We start from the raw sequence: 16,606 nt of genomic DNA, 5'->3' as shown, positions 1-16,606 counted from the left end.
GAACGTCATGTGGTTAGCCGCAATACAGCTGGTATCTGGCCGTCACTGGCAGGATAACCGGGAGCAGATCGCCGCCGAGCTGGCAGCCTTGCCAAAAGAGCGGCCGCTGCTGGTGCTGCTGCCGGAGAACTTTGCCCTGTTTGGCGAACGACAGGGCTATCTGGATGGTGCCGAGGCAATCGTCTCCGATCCCAGCGCCACTCTGAGCGGAGCAACGCCCATTCAACAACAACTGGCCGAATGGGCCCGCGATTATGGCATCTGGCTGGTGGCTGGGGCTATGCCGACCACCATCGCAGGTTCTGACCATATCCACACCAGCTCGCTGGTGTTTGACCCAAGTGGTGAGCTTAGGGGCCACTACCACAAGATCCACCTGTTCGACGTGGATGTGGCGGACAATCACGGTCGCTATCGGGAGTCGGAAACTTTCAGTGCTGGTCAGGACTGCGTGCTGGTGGACTCCCCCTTTGGTCCCCTCGGCCTCTCGATCTGTTATGATTTGCGCTTTCCCGAGCTCTATCGTCAGTTGGCCCGTGCCGGTGCCCGCGTACTGCTGGTGCCTGCCGCCTTTACCGCCGTGACCGGCGAGGCGCACTGGGAGCCGCTGCTGCGGGCCCGCGCCATCGAAAACCAGTGCTACGTAGTCGCTGCCAATCAGGGCGGCAGCCACGAGACGGGGCGCCAGACCTGGGGCCACAGCATGGTGATCGATCCTTGGGGCCGGGTGCTGGCGAGCAAAGAGTGCGGGCGCGGCACAGTGCTGGCGAAGATGGAGCCCGGGCTTATCGACGAATTGAAACGCACCATGCCAGTGCTGCAACACGCCCGTTTGCTCTGATGGTGTGGTGAAAAATTGAAACGCAGCCGTTTGCCCGTGCTGGAGCATGCCCGTTTGTTGTGATGGTGTGGCTTGTTGCCAACCCGTCGGCAAGACGATTTAAAACAGCTCGTTACGAGAGTGGAGAAGAAGATTGAGTCTATTGAGCCAGGTTAGTGCCTCCCTGTTGGCCCCGAACGATCTCGACGAAGGGCGCCTGCAGCAGCTGCTCGGCAGCCTGATGAGCCATCAGGTTGAGTTCGGCGATCTCTATTTCCAGCGCAGCTGGCACGAGTCCTGGATGCTGGAAGATGGCATCGTCAAGGATGGCAGCTACAACATCGATCAGGGGGTCGGGGTGCGCGCCGTCAGCGGTGAGAAGACCGGCTTCGCCTACTCGGACGAGCTGAGCCTGCTGGCGCTGCAGCAGTCGGTCACTGCCGCCCGTGGCATCGCGGCTGCCGGTGCGCACGGTAAGGTGAAAGCGTGGGCTCGCACCGAAGCGAACCTGCTCTATCCGGCCATGGATCCGCTGCAAACCCTCGACAAGCACCAGAAGATTGCCCTGCTGGAGCAGATGGACAAGTTCGCCAGAAGTCTGGACCCCGCCATCAATCAGGTGATGGCCTCCATCAGCGGCGTCTACGAAGAGGTGCTGGTGGCAGCCACCGACGGCACCCTGGCCGCCGATGTGCGTCCGCTGGTGCGTCTGTCGGTGACCGTGATCGCCGAGAAGGGCGATCGCCGCGAGCGTGGCAGTGCCGGTGGCGGTGGCCGCTTTGGTTACGACTGGTTCCTCGAACTGGATGGACTGGAGAGCCGCGCTTTTGGCTATGTGCGTGAAGCTGTGCGTCAGGCGCTGGTCAATCTGGAAGCCATCGACGCGCCAGCCGGTACCATGCCGGTGGTACTGGGCTCCGGCTGGCCTGGCGTGCTGCTGCACGAGGCGGTGGGCCACGGTCTGGAGGGGGATTTCAACCGCAAGGGATCTTCCGCATTTGCCGGTCGCATCGGCGAGCAGGTGGCCTCCAAGCACTGCACCATCGTCGATGATGGCACCCTGCCGGGTCGCCGTGGTTCCGTCTCCATTGATGACGAGGGGACGCCGGGTGGCTACAACGTGCTGATCGAGAATGGCATTCTCAAGGGTTACCTGCAGGACAAGCAGAATGCCCGTCTGATGGGGGTGCCGCTCACCGGCAACGGTCGCCGCGAATCCTACGCCGCCATGCCGATGCCGCGCATGACCAACACCTACATGCTGGCGGGTCAGTACGATCCGGCCGAGATCATCGCCTCGGTAAAGAAGGGTATTTATGCCCCCAACTTCGGTGGCGGTCAGGTGGACATCACCTCCGGCAAGTTTGTCTTCTCCGCCTCCGAGGCTTACCTCATCGAGGATGGCAAGATCACTGCCCCCATCAAGGGGGCGACCCTGATCGGCAACGGCCCCGAGGCGATGAGCCAGGTCTCCATGGTGGGTAGCGATCTTGCACTGGATCGCGGAGTCGGTATCTGCGGAAAAGAGGGGCAGAGCGTGCCGGTCGGTGTCGGCCAGCCCACCCTTAAACTGGATCAGCTCACCGTGGGTGGCACCCAGTAAGCCTCGACGCAGAACAAGAACAGAGAGAAACCATGCTTACCCTGTCGAAAATATCCAATATCAGGAGCCAGCTCTCCCCCAGCGAGCTCAAGATTGCCGATTACATCCTCTCCTGTCCGGAACAGGTGACCCACTTCTCCTCTCAGGAGCTGGCCCAGCAGGCGGAGGTGAGCCAGTCGAGCATAGTGAAGTTCACCCAGAAGATCGGGTTCAAGGGCTTCACCGCCTTCAAGCTGGCGGTCAGCGAGGATCTGGGGCGCAAGCATGCCATCAAGACCGACACTGTCGGTGATCTCTACAATGGCATCGGGCGAGACGATGATCTGGAGACCATGGCCAAGAAGCTGGCGCAGGAGAAGATAAATTCTATTATCGAGACCACTCAGGCTCTCGACAGTGCTCTGCTGAAGCAGGTACTCGACACCATAGATGGCGCCGGGCGAGTACAGCTGGTGGGGATTGGCGGTTCGGCACTGACCGCCAAGGATCTCTGGTACAAGTTGCTCAAGATCGGCGTAACTACCCTGTTTGCCCAGGATAGCCATGTGCAGATCTCCATCGCCCAGACCCTGGGGCCGGGTGATGTGCAGCTGGTCATCTCCTATTCTGGCGCCAGCCGTGATGTGCTGGCGGCGGCCGAGCTGGCCAAGCGCAATGGTGCCACCCTGATTGCCGTGACTTCGTTCCGGCAAACCCAGTTGCGCCAGATGGCCGACATGGTGCTGGATACGGTGGCGGAGGAGAACGAACTGCGTATCTCTTCCATCTCCTCCCGTACCGCCCAGAACACCATTACCGACATCCTGTTCCTTGGCCTGGTGCAGCGCAGAGACGAGCGAGCCTGGGCCCTGATCGATGGTACCCGGGATGCCATCGACCGACTCAACAAGGAGTGAGGCCGGCTCTCCCGCTGCATCATCCGTACAACAAAAAACCACCTGAACAGGTGGTTTTTTGTTGTCTGCTAGAGGTCAAGGGCCCAGCGGATAAAGGCTTTACGCCGCTTGGCATCGGCCGCCAGATAGAGTTCCCGCAGGGTGGCATCCGCCTGCTCCGGCGTAAGTGCCGAAGCTGTATGAGCAGTAGTTGCGGCCTGTGTTGCGAAAATGGGGGCCGGGCTTACTGTTGGCGTATGGCTTTCCAGCAGGGCCTGGTAATCGGTGCCCAGACTATCCTGGCTGTGTGGCAGGGCTTGTAGTGCCAGCGGCTGTGAGGTGCCCTTGTCGTCACTCAGCAGCAGGGCCGGGCTGGCGGCAAACTGGCGGATAGCCGAGGAGCTGGTCAGCACCGGGGTGGTCAGTTGCAGCGTCCCTTGTGATGGTGCTGTAAGGGTAACCAGCAGAGGAGCCGAGGTCACGCGTCCCTGGCTCTCGTTGGTGGAGCGAGGGTCACTTGGGCTGTCAAAGCGCACCAGCAGTCGGGACTCTCCCGCCGGGAGCTCAATGGTCCGGGTGAAGACCGAGGGTTTGCCCTGTGGCGAAGCGAGCAGGGTGAGGGTATCGGCCAGCTCCAGTCGGGCGGCCGTGGCCGGTACGCTGAGCAGCAGGGCAAACAGGGGGGATAATAGTAGGGGAGAGAGCAGGGAGGATCGTGCCATCATAAGACTCCATGAAGGAGCCGGCCCGCAGGCCGGCAACCAGATCAGAATTCGTAGCGCAGGCCGAGGTGGTAGAAGCTCTCGCTGTTGCTGCTGCCACCAAAACTGGTGATGGTGCTACCAGCCAGACCATCTTCACCATTGCGGATCACATAGGCGCTGTAGAGGGAAGATCGCGGGGTGAGCTTGTATTGCAGTTCCAGCGTAGTATCGCGCAGTGCCATCTGGTCGCCCCCCTCGTTGACGAGGTGACGATAGCCTGCGCGGGCCGCCCACTTCTGGTTGATGTCATACACCGCGGTCAGTTCCCACACCTTGTCTTCACTGTCGGCACGGCCATCGCGATAGGTCACCTGATCCTTGCTATAGAGGGCGCCCAACATCAGAGGGCCGAGATAGTAGCGGGTACCGATCCCGGCGAAGCGATACTCATCGGCATTGGGATCGACCTTGCTGCCACTGCTCTGGGCGGCTTTGGTCTGCTGATACGCCACGACTGGAGCCAGTTTGCCTGCATTGCCCAGATCGAAGGTGTAGCGCAGGGCGCCGTTGTAGCCGTAATCAAGATCCGAGGTACCGTTACCAAGGATGTAGGCGAGCGAGAGATCCAGATTGCCGAGGGTGTTCTGGTACTGCAGGGTGCCATCCTGACGGAACACCTGCACGGCGGTGGAGTCCACCTTGCTGGCCTGACGAGCCATGGAGACATCAGAGGCGGCAAACACATCGCCAATATCGGTGAACATGATGAGGCCGGAAGAGACGCGCCCGCCGGTCACCTTGCCCCACTGACCACCATCGATCCCTGCCCAGACGTAACGGGCAGTGAGGTCGCTGCTGTTCTTCTGCACGTTGTTGGCGTATTCGGCTGCATTGACCTGATATTGCGCCATGCCGATCACTGCGACATCGTCATTGACGGTCTGACGGGCGGTAAAGCCGATACGGCCATCGAAGTCACCCTGATCATTGCCGCTCTTCTTGTCGGAAATATTGAAGCCAAGACGGCCGTAGAGGTCGACGTTGGAGCCATCGTCAGCCTGATAGATGACGGCCGCATGAGCGGAACCTGTGCCGAGCAGTGCGGGAAGAACCAGAGCAAGCATGGATTTTTTCATTTTTTATCGTTCCTGTACGGGCTCTGTGCCAGAGCCGGGATGAGTTTGGCCATGACCCCGATTGCTCGGGGCCAGACCTTGGCTAGAAATCCGGAGGAGGGATTAACTCAGATCGACGTTCTTGCAGCCGAACATCAGGGTGAAGAGATAGCCGCCGAGGTAGGCGACGGCGAGGCCGACCGCATAGACCATCATGCCGGGGAAGATCCCCTGGGCGGAGGTCATCAGCGGCAGGGCGACGATACCGGATGGTCCAAAGACGGTGTTGAGGCCGACCGGCAGACCCAGCCAGGAGATCAGGCCAACCACGAAGCCCCCCAGCGAACCACCGCAGCAGGCCGTGATAAAGGGTTTGACCCGCGGCAGGGTGACGCCGTAGATGAGCGGCTCACCGACCCCCAGAATGCCCGGAATGATGGTGCCCTTCACCTGAGTGCGCAGTAGGGAATCCTTGCCTGCCCGGCTGTAGAGCGCCAGCGCAGCCCCTACCTGTCCGGCACCGGCCAGCGCCAGGATAGGAAACAGGGAGTTGAAGCCCTGGGCATCCATCAGCGCAAAGTAGACGGGAACGAACCCCTGGTGGATGCCGAACATCACCGAGATGAGGAACAGGCCAGCCAGAATAGCGGTACCGAACGGGTTGCCATTGAGGTTGATGAAGAGCCAGGACATGCCGTTATAGAGCTGCACGCCGAGGGGCATGATCAGGATAAAGGTGACGGCTCCCATGATCAGCAGGGTGATGCAGGAAGTGAGGATCATATCCAGACTGTCCGGCATGTAGCGGCGAACCTGGCGCTCAACTGAGGCGCCTATGATGCAGGCGATCAGCACGCCGATGATGTTGCCGCGGGGATCGATCTGATGGCCGAAGAAGTCGGTGATACCGGAGTAGATGCCGCTGCTGGCCTGAGGGTCATAACCCATGACAAACAGAGAGGCGATGATGGCACCGTTGACGCCGGAGCCACCAAACGCCTTCTGGGCGTTGTAGCCGATCAGGATGCTGAGGAAGCTGAACAATCCCTTGCTGAAGAGCTTCATGTAGCCGACAAATTCGGCCAGCATGCCCCCTGTCTGCTGTCCTTCCAGCAGCAGGGTTTGCTCGATCAGGGTGGCGCAGCCGAGCAGCAGACCCGCAGCGATAAAACCGGGGATCAGCGGTGTGAAAATGGTGGCAAACTTGGCCAGGAAGCGGTGCGCCGCACTGCTCTGTTTCTGCTTCAGCGCCTGTTTGTTGGCGGCGGCGATGTCGACAAGATCCGCTGATTGCGGGCGGGGGGCGGTGAGGATGCCCGCGTCCGCACTCAGCATGCCGTTCATCATTTCGCAGGCGGTCTGGGCTTTGCCCGGACCAAGCACGATCTGGAACTGGTTGTCGCTTTCAATCACCCCCATCACCCCGGCGATCCGTTTGATGGTATCGCGATCGGCATGCAGGCTGTCCGCCAGGCTCAGCCGCAAGCGGGTCATGCAGTGGCCACAGTTGGTGATGTTATCCCGGCCGCCGATGGCCTGGATGATCTGGCCAATCATGGAATCAGTTATTTTTGCCATAAAGAACCCGGTCAGTCTGATGTGAGGGGGCGGATGCCCCCGCTTATGTTGTTATCCTGTCGCCATTGCTGGCGCGGCCAATGTGCGGTCGGCCGATTAATCTGTGCATTTGCTGATAAAGCCGCCGCTGCTTTTCAGCCGCTCTCGTGCTTCGCTGGCGGAGATATTGGCCAGGATCATTACGATGGCGGTCTTGCAGTGGTTATCTGCGGCGGCGAGAGCCTGCTCGGCCGTGCCACGGTCACATTCGGTTGCTTCCATGACGATGCGCTTCTGGCGCTCCACCAGTTTGGCGTTGGTCGCCTCCACATCCACCATCAGATTGCCGTAGACCTTGCCGGTACGGATCATGGCGCCGGTCGAGAGCATATTGAGGATCAGCTTCTGGGCTGTGCCCGCTTTCATGCGGGAGGAGCCGGTCACAATCTCGGGGCCGACCACGGCGACCATGCTGATGTCGGCCGCTTTGGCGAGCGGGCTGCCCGGGTTGCAGCTGATGCTGCACACTGTGGCACCCAGGCTCCTGGCATATTGCATGGCGCCCAGCACATAGGGGGTTCGCCCGCTGGCTGCGATACCCACCAGCACGTCGTGGGCACTGAAGTGGATATTTTTAAGATCGTTGGCACCGAGTTCTGCATCGTCTTCGGCATTCTCCACCGCCTGCAGTATGGCCTTGTGGCCCCCGGCAATCAGGCCGATGACCAGCTCGGCAGAGACCCCGTAGGTGGGCGGGCATTCGCTGGCGTCCAGGATGCCGAGGCGTCCGGAGGTGCCAGCCCCGATGTAGATCAGGCGGCCGCCTTTGCCAAATGCGGCTGCAATAGCATCGACCGCCTTGGCGATCTCGGGCAGCAGTTGGCCTACAGCCACTGCAACGTGTTGATCTTCTTGATTGATGATCCGCAGCATATCCAGCGTCGGGAGCTGATCGATCTCGATGCTGGCTGGATTGCGGGTTTCGGTAATCATGCTTGATAGGTCAATGGTCATCGCTTCCTCTACTTCAGGTCGTCGCCATTCCCGGCGTAAATCATTCTTCTCGATGCGGGTCATCATGCTCGATTTTTGATTTTTATTATGAGACTGATGTCGCATAATTAATTATTCCAATTATTTTCTTTTTAAAGGAGGTAAAATTCCATCAGAGGAGCATAGAGAGAAGAGGGAGTGACAGGGGGATTGGCTAGCCTGCTTGATGGACATGCAACAAAAAGCCCCGGTCAGTAGGCCGGGGCTTGCAGAATCATCGGTGTTAATTGACCGAGATGGCGCGGGCGTCGATGAAGTAACGGGCTTTACCCTGTTTGTCGATCTGGATTTTGGCGAGCAGCCTCTCTTGCTGCCTGTGTTCCCACAGTTGTTCTATGTTGGCAAGAGCTGGATTGGCTATGCCGAGCACATTCAGGTATTCGTGAAACAGGCTATGACTGCCGATTTCGGTCAGCATCTTGGTCATATGGGCACTCTTCTGGAACAAGGGGGGCAGATAACAAGATAGCCATGTCGAGCTGAATGAGTGCTGTACAAAAAACAAACAGAGCTTCTGGCAACAGCAGAGATAATGCGGGTCAGCGAGTGCGGGATCGCAGACAACAAAAAGCCCCGTTCGGTGGAGCGGGGCTGGCTGGTTATTCGGTATCAGTTGATGGATATTGCGCGAGCATCGATGAAGTAACGGGCATTGCCCTGTTTGTCGATCTGGATTTTGGCGACCAGCTGCTCCCGCTTTTTATATTCCCAGTGTTGCTCAATTTTGGCGAGGGATGGGCTCGCAATCCCAACCACGTTCAGGTACTCGTGAAACAGGCTATGGCTCCCTATTTCGGTCAGTATCTTCTCCATCTGCATACTCTCCTGAAGTTGAGTGGGTATTCATCAACAAACCTATCAGCGTCCGTCTGAATAAAGTCTGTATAAAAAACAAACTAACCCATTTTTGTGTCAATAACATGATCAGGAACAAGATCAGTGCAGATCGTCAGGGACTTTTTGATACCGTTTTCAATCAGGGCTGACGGGCTTTTGCGGCAACTGATCAAACGTGCCGGAAGCCTGCGGTAGCGCCGGTGCGGTTTGCACGGCCTGGCCACCGTGGAAGACCGGATCCTGTGCCACTTCCTTGATGCCGTTGATGCAAAACTGCATACCCATGCAGACCAGCAGGAAGCCCATGATGCGGGTCATGGCATCGATGCCGGTGGCGCCAAGGATCTTGCAGACCGGATCCGCCAGCTTCAATACTCCCCAGCTGATCAGGCTCATCAGGGCAAACGCAGTGACCATGGCGCCATAGATGGTGAGGCGGTTGTACTCGTCAGGCAGCTCGGCAATCTGGGCTGCCCCGCTTATCACCAGCGCCATGGTGCCCGGCCCGCACATGCTGGGCATGGTGAGTGGTACGAAGGCAATGCTCTGGTTGATATCGACCCCGCTCTGCTGGCTGGGGGCGGGGAACAGCATGCGAAAGCCGATAAAGCCGATGATGAGCCCCCCGGCCAGGCGCAAACCCGGAATGGAGATACCGAACAGATCCAGAATCGAGGATCCGATAAAGAAAGTGATGCAGAGGGTGCAGAACAGATAGATGGCCGCCATATTGACCTGACGTCGCACATGTTCGCGCGACATCCCCTTGCTCAGCCCCAGCAGCAGGGTGGCCGTGGTAGGCGGATTGACCATGGGCAGCAACGCCAGCAAAGCGAGAAATACGACCTGAAAGAACATGTTGAGCCTCGGATAGCAGGGATGAATGGGAATACCTTGAGCCAGGTGGTCACCTGACTCAAGAGGGAGGCTATCTTATGCTGGCGAAACTGAACATAAGCAGTACAAAAAAGCCCCGGCAGATACCGGGGCTTGATGTTCGGTTCAGGCCGCTTGCGGCGCTTGCTGTTGCCGGATGGCCCGTTGCTGGAACCAGAGCCAGAGGCCGATGGCGAAACCCAGCACCGACAGGCTTACCACATAGTGGGAGGGGGCCAGCATGTCGCTCTTCATCCAGAGGGTCACCGCCATCGGGGTGAGGCCGCCGAAGATGGCGTAGGCCACGTTGTAGGAGAACGACAGACCTGAGAAGCGCACCACCGGCGGGAAGGCGTTGACCATCACGTAAGGCACGGCGCCGACAATCCCGACCGCAAAGCCTGCCAGCATGTAGAGCGGCACCAGCTGGCTCGTACCGGCCGCCAGACCGTGATAGAAGGCGTAGCTGGAGCCTGCCAGCAGCAGGGAGCCGAACATGAAGGTGAGACCGCTGCCCAGCAGGTCGATCAGTCGGCCATAGACGATGCAGCCGAGGGTCAGGGCAATGATCGCCAGCGAGTTGGCGGTCAGGGCGTCAGCCGGGCTGATGCCATAGACCTTCTGCAGATAGGTGGGGGTCATCAGGATCACCACCACGATACCGGCGGAGAGCAGCCAGGTGAGCAGCATGGAGACCACCACGCTGCTCTTGTGGTTGCGCAGTACCGACTTGAGGGGGAGTTCGTCAGCCAGGGTCTTGTTGGCCTTCATCTCGGCGAAGACCGGGGTCTCGTGCAACCAGCGACGCAGGTACATGGCGACGATGCCGAAGATACCGCCCAGCAGGAAGGGCACTCGCCAGCCCCAGTCACTCACTTCGGCCGGGGTCAGGCTCTTGTTGACCGCAGTGGCGATGAGGGAGCCGAGCAGGATGCCGGCCGTCAATCCCGCCGTGAGCGTGCCGCAGGCGACCCCGACCCGACGGGCAGGAACGTGCTCGGCGACAAACACCCATGCGCCCGGCACTTCACCGCCGATGGCGGCGCCTTGCAGGATCCGCAGTCCCAGCAGGGCGATGGGGGCGCCGATGCCGAGCACTGCATAGGTGGGTAGCAGACCGATCAACAGGGTCGGCAGCGCCATCATGATGATGCTGAGGGTGAACATCCGCTTGCGACCGATGAGATCGCCAAAGTGGGCCATAATGATGCCGCCGAGCGGGCGGGCCAGATAACCGGCGGCGAAGATGCCGAAGGTCTGGAACTGGCGCAACCACTCGGGAATATCTGCCGGGAAGAACAGCTCGCCGATGACCACGGCGAAAAAGACGAAGATGATGAAGTCGTAAAACTCCAGCGCACCGCCGAGGGCAGCCAGACTCAGGGTTTTGTAATCCTGTCGATTGAGGGGGCGGGCGTGATCGTGTTGTTGTGTGGTCGTGGTCATATCCGTATGTTTCCCATCGGTTTTTTTAGTTATTGTCACCCCGTGCAAGGGGCATATACAGGTGATCGAGAGTATGCTGCCTGCCTCTTGTGTGTAAATCGCGCAATTCGCAACACTGTCTTGCATCTTTTTGGGGCAATCCGAATGCCCCGCTGGCGGAGGAATGATGGAAAAGAAACGGGTACTGCTCTCCTGGAGCAGCGGCAAGGATTGCGCATGGGCTCTGCATCAGTTGCGGCAGGATCCCGCCATCGAGGTGGTGGGGCTGTTTACCACCCTCAATCAGGCATTCGAGCGGGTGGCGATGCACGGGGTGCGCAAGCAGCTGTTGACCGAACAGGCCGCCTGCGTCGGGCTGCCCCTCATCACCATCGATCTGCCCTGGCCCTGCAGCAACGAGGATTACGCCCGCATCATGACCGGCTTTATCGCCGATGTGGTGGCACAGGGGATCCGCCATATGGCCTTTGGCGACTTGTTCCTTGAGGATGTGCGCGCCTACCGTGAAAAGCAGCTGGCAGGCACCGGCATCGAACCACTGTTCCCGCTGTGGGGCAGCAATACCCGTGAACTGGCGTCGCAGATGGTGGCCGCTGGGTTGAAGGCGCGGATCAGTGCTCTCGACCCGAACAAGTTGGATGCCAGCCTGGGTGGCCACGATTTTGACGAGGCACTGCTGGCGGCGCAGCCGGCGGGGGTCGATCCGTGCGGCGAGAACGGCGAGTTTCACACTCTGGCCTATGATGGCCCCATGTTTCTGCGCCCGCTGGCGATCTGCACGGGGAAGACGGTGGAGCGCGATGGTTTCATCTTCACTGACTTGTTGCCTGCTGATTCCAGCACCTAGTCGAGTTTGGCCTCCTGATCGCTCTTGTCGTCGTTGTAGCGCAGCGCGATCTCGTGAAATTGCACGTGGATGTGAGCGAAGGCATCCGTGATGTCGGGATCAAAATGGTTGCCCCTTCCCGCCAAAATGATGGGCACCACCTCTGCATGGGTCATGGCTGCCTTGTAACACCGCTTGCTGATCAAGGCATCGTACACATCTGCTAGCGCCATCAGTCGGGCCGAGAGGGGAATCTCATCTCCTATCAGACCGTAGGGGTAGCCGGTGCCATCCCACTTCTCGTGGTGGTAGCAGGCGATCTCCTTGGCCAGTCTCAGAAATTCCACCTCTACCCCCAGTGCCTCCTCGGCGTGGACTATGGCCTCCTTGCCAAGGGTGGAGTGGTGTTTCATCTGGGCGAACTCATCTTCATCGAGTTTGCCAGGTTTGAGCAGGATCCGGTCCGGTACGCCGACTTTGCCGATATCGTGCAGGGGGGCCGACTTGAACAGCAGCTCTATTGTCTTGGGGGTCAGCTCGGCACGAAAGCGAGGGTGCTCGCAGAGAGTTTCCGCCAATAGCTTCACATAATGCTGGGTGCGCAGAATGTGGTTGCCGGTCTCGTTGTCCCGGGTTTCGGCCAGAGAGGCGAGGGAGTGGATGGTGATGTTCTGGATCAGCTCGTTTTCTCGGGTGCGTCGTTCCACCTCCTGCTCCAGATAGGCATTTTGGTCATGTAGCAGATCCCGTGCCGCCTTCAGCTCAAGGTGGTTTCTGACGCGGGCCAGCACGATGGCGGGGGAGATCGGCTTGTGAATATAGTCCACGGCGCCGAGAGCCAGTCCATGTGCCTCGGCGCTCTCCTCTACCTTGGCAGTCAGAAAAATCACCGGAATATGCCGTGCCTGCGGCATCTCCTGCAGTGCCTGCATCACCTGATAACCATCCATCCCGGGCATCACGACATCAAGCAGGATCAAATCTACCCGGGAGTCTGATGACAGTATCTCCAGTGCCCGCTGGCCACTGATGGCGACCTTGACCCGGTATTGTGGGCTGAGCAAGGCGCTGAGCAATGAGAGGTTTTCAGGGGTGTCATCGACCACCAGCAGGGTGGGCTTGGTATCGGGATCCAGCAGGTTGAGCATGGTGGTGCCCTCACTCTTGGTTGAACAGATCGGGCCTGAGGGCCCGGACTCGTTGCAGATGTGCAAGTGCATCCGTAAAACGGAAGCCGGTAATGGCGTCAGCCATCCTGGATGCCGTCTCTCCCAGCACTCTCGTCAGCTGCTGCTGATGCTGCTGGAACAGGGTCAGAGCTCCGGCATCATCTTCCGCCAGCAGCCGGATCAGCTGCGCCAGCAGGGGCGCCAGGTCGACTTGTTCTTGCTCCGGCAGGTCGGCTGTGGTCTGGGTGGGTAGCAGGGCCTGTAGGCCATCGCTCAGTTGCTGCTGCATCTGCAGCCCCTGTTCCGCCAGTGGAAGCAGGCTGGTGGTGTCATCCCCCCGGGAGAGTGCACTCTCCAGCCTGGCCGAGATACCCCGCAGTGGTTCGGCGCCCAGAGTGGCGGTAATCCCCTTGAGGGTATGGGCCTGACGATGGGCCTCCTCCCGGTCGTTCTTCTGCAGGGCGGCGATCAGGCTCTGCATGGGCCGGGTGCCCTGTTGGGCAAATCGTTGCAGCAGATCCTGATACCACCCCCAGTTGTACATCAGCCGTTGCAGGGCGGCTTCGGCATTGAGTCCGAGCGCTCTTAACTGAGGCTGCAATGGCTGGTGCTGTGGTGAAGGTGCGCTCTTGGGTATTGCATCGGTTTCAACGCTGAAGGCAGGGGCCCAGCACTGCAGTGCGGCATAAAGCTTGTCGGGGTCGATGGGCTTGGCGATGTGGTCATCCATACCGGCCGCCAGACAGCGTTCCCGGTCACCGGCCATGACATTGGCCGTCATGGCGAGGATCGGAGTGTGGTGCCCTTCGCTCTCTTGCTGGCGCAACTGACGGGTGGCAGTCAGTCCATCCATCACCGGCATCTGCATGTCCATCAGGATCAGGTCGTATGGTTGTTGCGCAGCCATTTCCAGAGCAATGGCACCATTGGCAGCAATGCTGACGTCGATGCCCGCCGCTCGCAGCAGTTCCATGGCCACCTGCTGATTCAGCTCGTTGTCTTCTGCCAGCAGTATACGGAGTCCCTCGAAGCGATAGTTGTGGGTAGGCTGGGTGGGCTTCAAGGCAGTCGCCGTGGTTTGCTGGCCGAACAGCCCAATGATGGTATCAAACAACACAGAGGCACAGACTGGTTTGACCAGCACCCTATCAAAGCCGGCGGCCTCTGCTTCGCGAAAAATCTCTTCCCGCCCATAACCTGTCACCATGACCCGATAAAGCCGCTTGCCAAGGCCGCGGGCGATGAGGCGGCGCCCCGTCTCTATGCCATCCAGCCCGGGCATGTGCCAATCCAGCAGCACCACCTCGTAGGCGTTACCTTCCTGCTCGGCACAGGCGATCATCTGCAGCCCTTGCTGACCCGATTCGGCGGTGTCGACCACGAAACTCATGCTGCGCAGCAGGGCAGCCAGTATGGTGCGGGCGCTGGCACTGTCGTCGACCACCAGTATGCGGCGGCCACGCAGATCCAGACTTGGCAGATAGCGTGAGCGGTATCTGCCGCGGCCGAGTCGGGCAGTAAACCAGAAAGTGCTTCCCTTGCCCGGTTCGCTCTGCACGCCGACCTCCCCTCCCATCAGTGCCGCCAGTTCGCGGGAGATGGCGAGCCCGAGGCCGGTGCCGCCGTATTTGCGGGTGGTGGAGCTGTCCGCCTGCTGGAAAGACTGGAACAGCCGTTGCTGCTGCTCCTGGCTCATGCCGATCCCCGTGTCCTGCACCGAGCAGTGCAACAGCACCTCTTGCGGTCGTTTCTCCAGACAAGTGACCTTGACCAGTATCTCCCCCTGCTCGGTGAATTTGACTGCGTTGTTGGCGTAGTTGATCAGGATCTGGCCGAGCCGCAGGGGATCGCCATAGAGCAGGGTGTCTAGCTGGTGATCGACCTCGAACAGCAGTTCTATGCCTTTGGCTTCGGCCTTCTCGCCCACCAGGGTTGCCAGATTTTCCAGCACATGGTCGAGATCGAACTCGATCTGCTCCAGATCCAGCTTGCCCGCCTCGATCTTGGAGAAGTCGAGGATATCGTTGATGATGCCGAGCAGGTGATGGGCCGAGCGCTGGATCTTGCCCAGATAATCAGCCTGCTGCGAGTCGAGGCGTGTTTGCAGGGCGAGGTGGGCCATACCCAGAATGGCGTTCATCGGGGTGCGGATTTCATGGCTCATGTTGGCGAGAAAATCGCTTTTGGCCCGGGTTGCGCTTTCTGCCAGCTCATAGGCCTGCTCCAGCTCCTGATTCTTGGTCTGCATCACGGCGAACAGCTCATCCCGGGTCGGTTCAGCGAACTGCTGCTGCATCTGCAACAGCAGAGCGTCATCGGGCCAGTGTGGCAGGTGGCATACCAGAGCGATGGCGGTGTCAGCATGAGGAACCAGCCGGATGCTGCCATGGGTTGCACCGGGTGCGTTGTGCTGCAGTGGCTCGTCGGCCGAGAGGGAGACCCACAGCTCCCGCGTATTGCTCTCCAGCCAAAGCTGGAGTTGCAGTGAGTCGATGGTTGCCGTCAGCTGGCGCACCAGCTCCGAGGTGGTACCCGCCAGCGGCGCCACGAAGGTGGGGCTCTTGTCGATGCAGGTGAGCACCTGGATCACCTTGCGTCTGGCGGTGAGGGCTGCCGTCGGGCCAGAGAGCCTGATATCACCGATCAGCTGCCGCATCTAGCGCTCCTTCTCTGGTTGTACCCGCAGCACAATACAGCTCGCATCGTCGGTGCTGCGCCCACTATGGTCTATGACTTGACGGGCCAGAATGACGGGATCAGCCCCCAGATCCAGTGCGCCGTCACGCAGGTTGAGTGACTCGCTGATGCCATCCGAATAGAGCATCAGCACATCCCCCGGCTTGATGGGCTGCCGTTGCAGCAAGGGGGTGGGGAAGCGCTCCCCCAGCACCCCATCACGGGAGATACCGCGCCAGAGGTCATGGCCGCGCAGACAGATGCGGGTGTTGCCGATGCCGGCGTAGCTCAGTTCACCCCGTTCACTGTTGACCAGGGCTATGCCAGCGGCCGCTCCCCGGGTACCGATGCAGTGTTGGTGCAACAGCTGCAGCAGAGGTGCCGGCTCCTGTTCAGGGGTGTTTTGCAGCGCCTCTTGCAGTATCAGTGCCAGCTTGTTGGCCGAGGAGCCGTGGCCGCTGACATCGATCAGTACCAGCAAGACGCCGTCGGATGTGGGCCGGATAAAGACCAGATCGCCGGAGACCTTTTCCGGATAACAGGGTCTGTTTTCGCTAGCCCAGACCAGTGTCAGACCTGCCTGCCCCCATTGTTGGGTGGGCGTGATGAGACGTGGGACCGAGGGTACAGAACCCAGCCATTTGCGCGCCTGCACCAGGGTGCCCCCTTCCGGCGGTGTGCTGATGGTGAGCTCTGACATCATGCGCCGCACGCCGGGCAGTCCCAGTCCCAGGGTGCCGGAAGTGCTGTAGTGATCCTGCAGGGCCTGATAGACATCCGATATGCCGGGCCCTTTGTCACGGGCGATGATGTCGATGCAGGATCTCCCCTTCGGGTGATGGAGCATCAGGGTGATCTCCCCCTGCCCGGCGTATTTCAGGATATTGCTGCCAAGTTCGGAGACCACGGTGGAGAGCATGGCGCGATCCACGTCGGATAGGTTGGCGATAAATGGGAGCCGACGAACCGACATCACAGCCAGGTGCAGATCGATATCGTGGCGTAGCGGATAGCTGGCCTCCCGGGTCGCATGCTCTTGTATCATGGCG

Annotated in this window: 15 protein-coding genes; 4 read left to right on the top strand and 11 right to left on the bottom strand. The window is 59.9% G+C overall.

From position 1 onward, the window contains the following. Positions 1-7: 7 nt before the first annotated feature. The 3 genes from G5195_RS05275 (at position 8) to G5195_RS05265 (ending at position 3,319) form a co-directional block, all read left to right on the top strand. Complete coding sequence (locus tag G5195_RS05275) at positions 8-841, top strand: carbon-nitrogen hydrolase family protein (RefSeq protein ID WP_421235915.1); 834 nt, start codon at positions 8-10, stop codon at positions 839-841. Positions 842-974: 133 nt separating this feature from the next. Continuing rightward, positions 975-2,423, top strand: coding sequence for a metalloprotease TldD (gene tldD, locus G5195_RS05270; RefSeq protein ID WP_005348653.1), 1,449 nt, complete (start codon positions 975-977; stop codon positions 2,421-2,423). Between the two features lie 32 nt (positions 2,424-2,455). Next, complete coding sequence (locus tag G5195_RS05265; RefSeq protein WP_041209636.1) at positions 2,456-3,319, top strand: SIS domain-containing protein; 864 nt, start codon at positions 2,456-2,458, stop codon at positions 3,317-3,319. A gap of 68 nt (positions 3,320-3,387) precedes the next feature. Here G5195_RS05265 and G5195_RS05260 read toward each other — a convergent pair whose 3' ends face one another. The 8 genes from G5195_RS05260 to G5195_RS05225 all read right to left on the bottom strand — a co-directional run bounded on the left by G5195_RS05260 (position 3,388) and on the right by G5195_RS05225 (position 10,886). Then, positions 3,388-4,020: a DUF2057 family protein gene (locus G5195_RS05260; RefSeq protein WP_421235914.1), complete on the bottom strand. Its 633-nt coding sequence runs from the start codon at positions 4,018-4,020 to the stop codon at positions 3,388-3,390. Between the two features lie 44 nt (positions 4,021-4,064). Further along, the gene (locus G5195_RS05255; protein WP_227341512.1) at positions 4,065-5,138 is read right to left on the bottom strand and encodes a porin; all 1,074 of its coding nucleotides are present in this window, start codon (positions 5,136-5,138) and stop codon (positions 4,065-4,067) included. A 102-nt stretch (positions 5,139-5,240) separates the two neighbouring features. After that, the gene (gene murP / locus G5195_RS05250) at positions 5,241-6,695 is read right to left on the bottom strand and encodes a PTS N-acetylmuramic acid transporter subunit IIBC (protein ID WP_041234056.1); all 1,455 of its coding nucleotides are present in this window, start codon (positions 6,693-6,695) and stop codon (positions 5,241-5,243) included. Positions 6,696-6,791: 96 nt separating this feature from the next. Then, a complete protein-coding gene (gene murQ, locus G5195_RS05245; RefSeq protein ID WP_227341511.1) occupies positions 6,792-7,688 on the bottom strand; it encodes an N-acetylmuramic acid 6-phosphate etherase in 897 nt (298 codons plus the stop codon). A 262-nt stretch (positions 7,689-7,950) separates the two neighbouring features. After that, positions 7,951-8,154 carry a hypothetical protein gene (locus tag G5195_RS05240; protein WP_041209699.1) on the bottom strand — a complete coding sequence of 68 codons (204 nt, stop codon included), beginning with the start codon at positions 8,152-8,154 and terminating at the stop codon, positions 7,951-7,953. Between the two features lie 182 nt (positions 8,155-8,336). Further along, positions 8,337-8,540, bottom strand: coding sequence for a hypothetical protein (locus G5195_RS05235; protein WP_216952760.1), 204 nt, complete (start codon positions 8,538-8,540; stop codon positions 8,337-8,339). Positions 8,541-8,699: 159 nt separating this feature from the next. After that, complete coding sequence (locus tag G5195_RS05230; protein ID WP_151287145.1) at positions 8,700-9,422, bottom strand: MarC family NAAT transporter; 723 nt, start codon at positions 9,420-9,422, stop codon at positions 8,700-8,702. 144 nt (positions 9,423-9,566) lie between these two features. Next, complete coding sequence (locus tag G5195_RS05225; protein ID WP_151287144.1) at positions 9,567-10,886, bottom strand: MFS transporter; 1,320 nt, start codon at positions 10,884-10,886, stop codon at positions 9,567-9,569. Positions 10,887-11,052: 166 nt separating this feature from the next. Here G5195_RS05225 and G5195_RS05220 point away from each other — a divergent pair, with 166 nt between their 5' ends. Beyond that, a complete protein-coding gene (locus tag G5195_RS05220; protein ID WP_421172712.1) occupies positions 11,053-11,733 on the top strand; it encodes an ATP-binding protein in 681 nt (226 codons plus the stop codon). On the opposite strand, the gene G5195_RS05215 is transcribed toward G5195_RS05220, so the two are convergent. The 3 genes from G5195_RS05215 to G5195_RS05205 are packed head-to-tail and all read right to left on the bottom strand — an operon-like array spanning position 11,730 to position 16,602. Beyond that, positions 11,730-12,932, bottom strand: coding sequence for an HD-GYP domain-containing protein (locus G5195_RS05215; RefSeq protein ID WP_216952761.1), 1,203 nt, complete (start codon positions 12,930-12,932; stop codon positions 11,730-11,732). The two genes, G5195_RS05220 and G5195_RS05215, sit on opposite strands and share 4 nt — an antisense overlap. Continuing rightward, complete coding sequence (locus G5195_RS05210) at positions 12,871-15,537, bottom strand: response regulator (RefSeq protein WP_216952762.1); 2,667 nt, start codon at positions 15,535-15,537, stop codon at positions 12,871-12,873. Before G5195_RS05210 ends, G5195_RS05215 begins: the two co-directional genes overlap by 62 nt. Continuing rightward, positions 15,538-16,602 (bottom strand): ATP-binding SpoIIE family protein phosphatase, encoded by a 1,065-nt coding sequence (locus G5195_RS05205; protein ID WP_216952763.1) that lies wholly within the window; start codon positions 16,600-16,602, stop codon positions 15,538-15,540. It lies immediately after the preceding gene. Positions 16,603-16,606: the final 4 nt, after the last annotated feature.

The sequence above is a fragment of the Aeromonas sp. 601039 genome (assembly GCF_049174415.1).
Classification (GTDB): domain Bacteria; phylum Pseudomonadota; class Gammaproteobacteria; order Enterobacterales; family Aeromonadaceae; genus Aeromonas; species Aeromonas veronii_A.
This window is presented reverse-complemented; position numbering and strand designations above follow the sequence as displayed.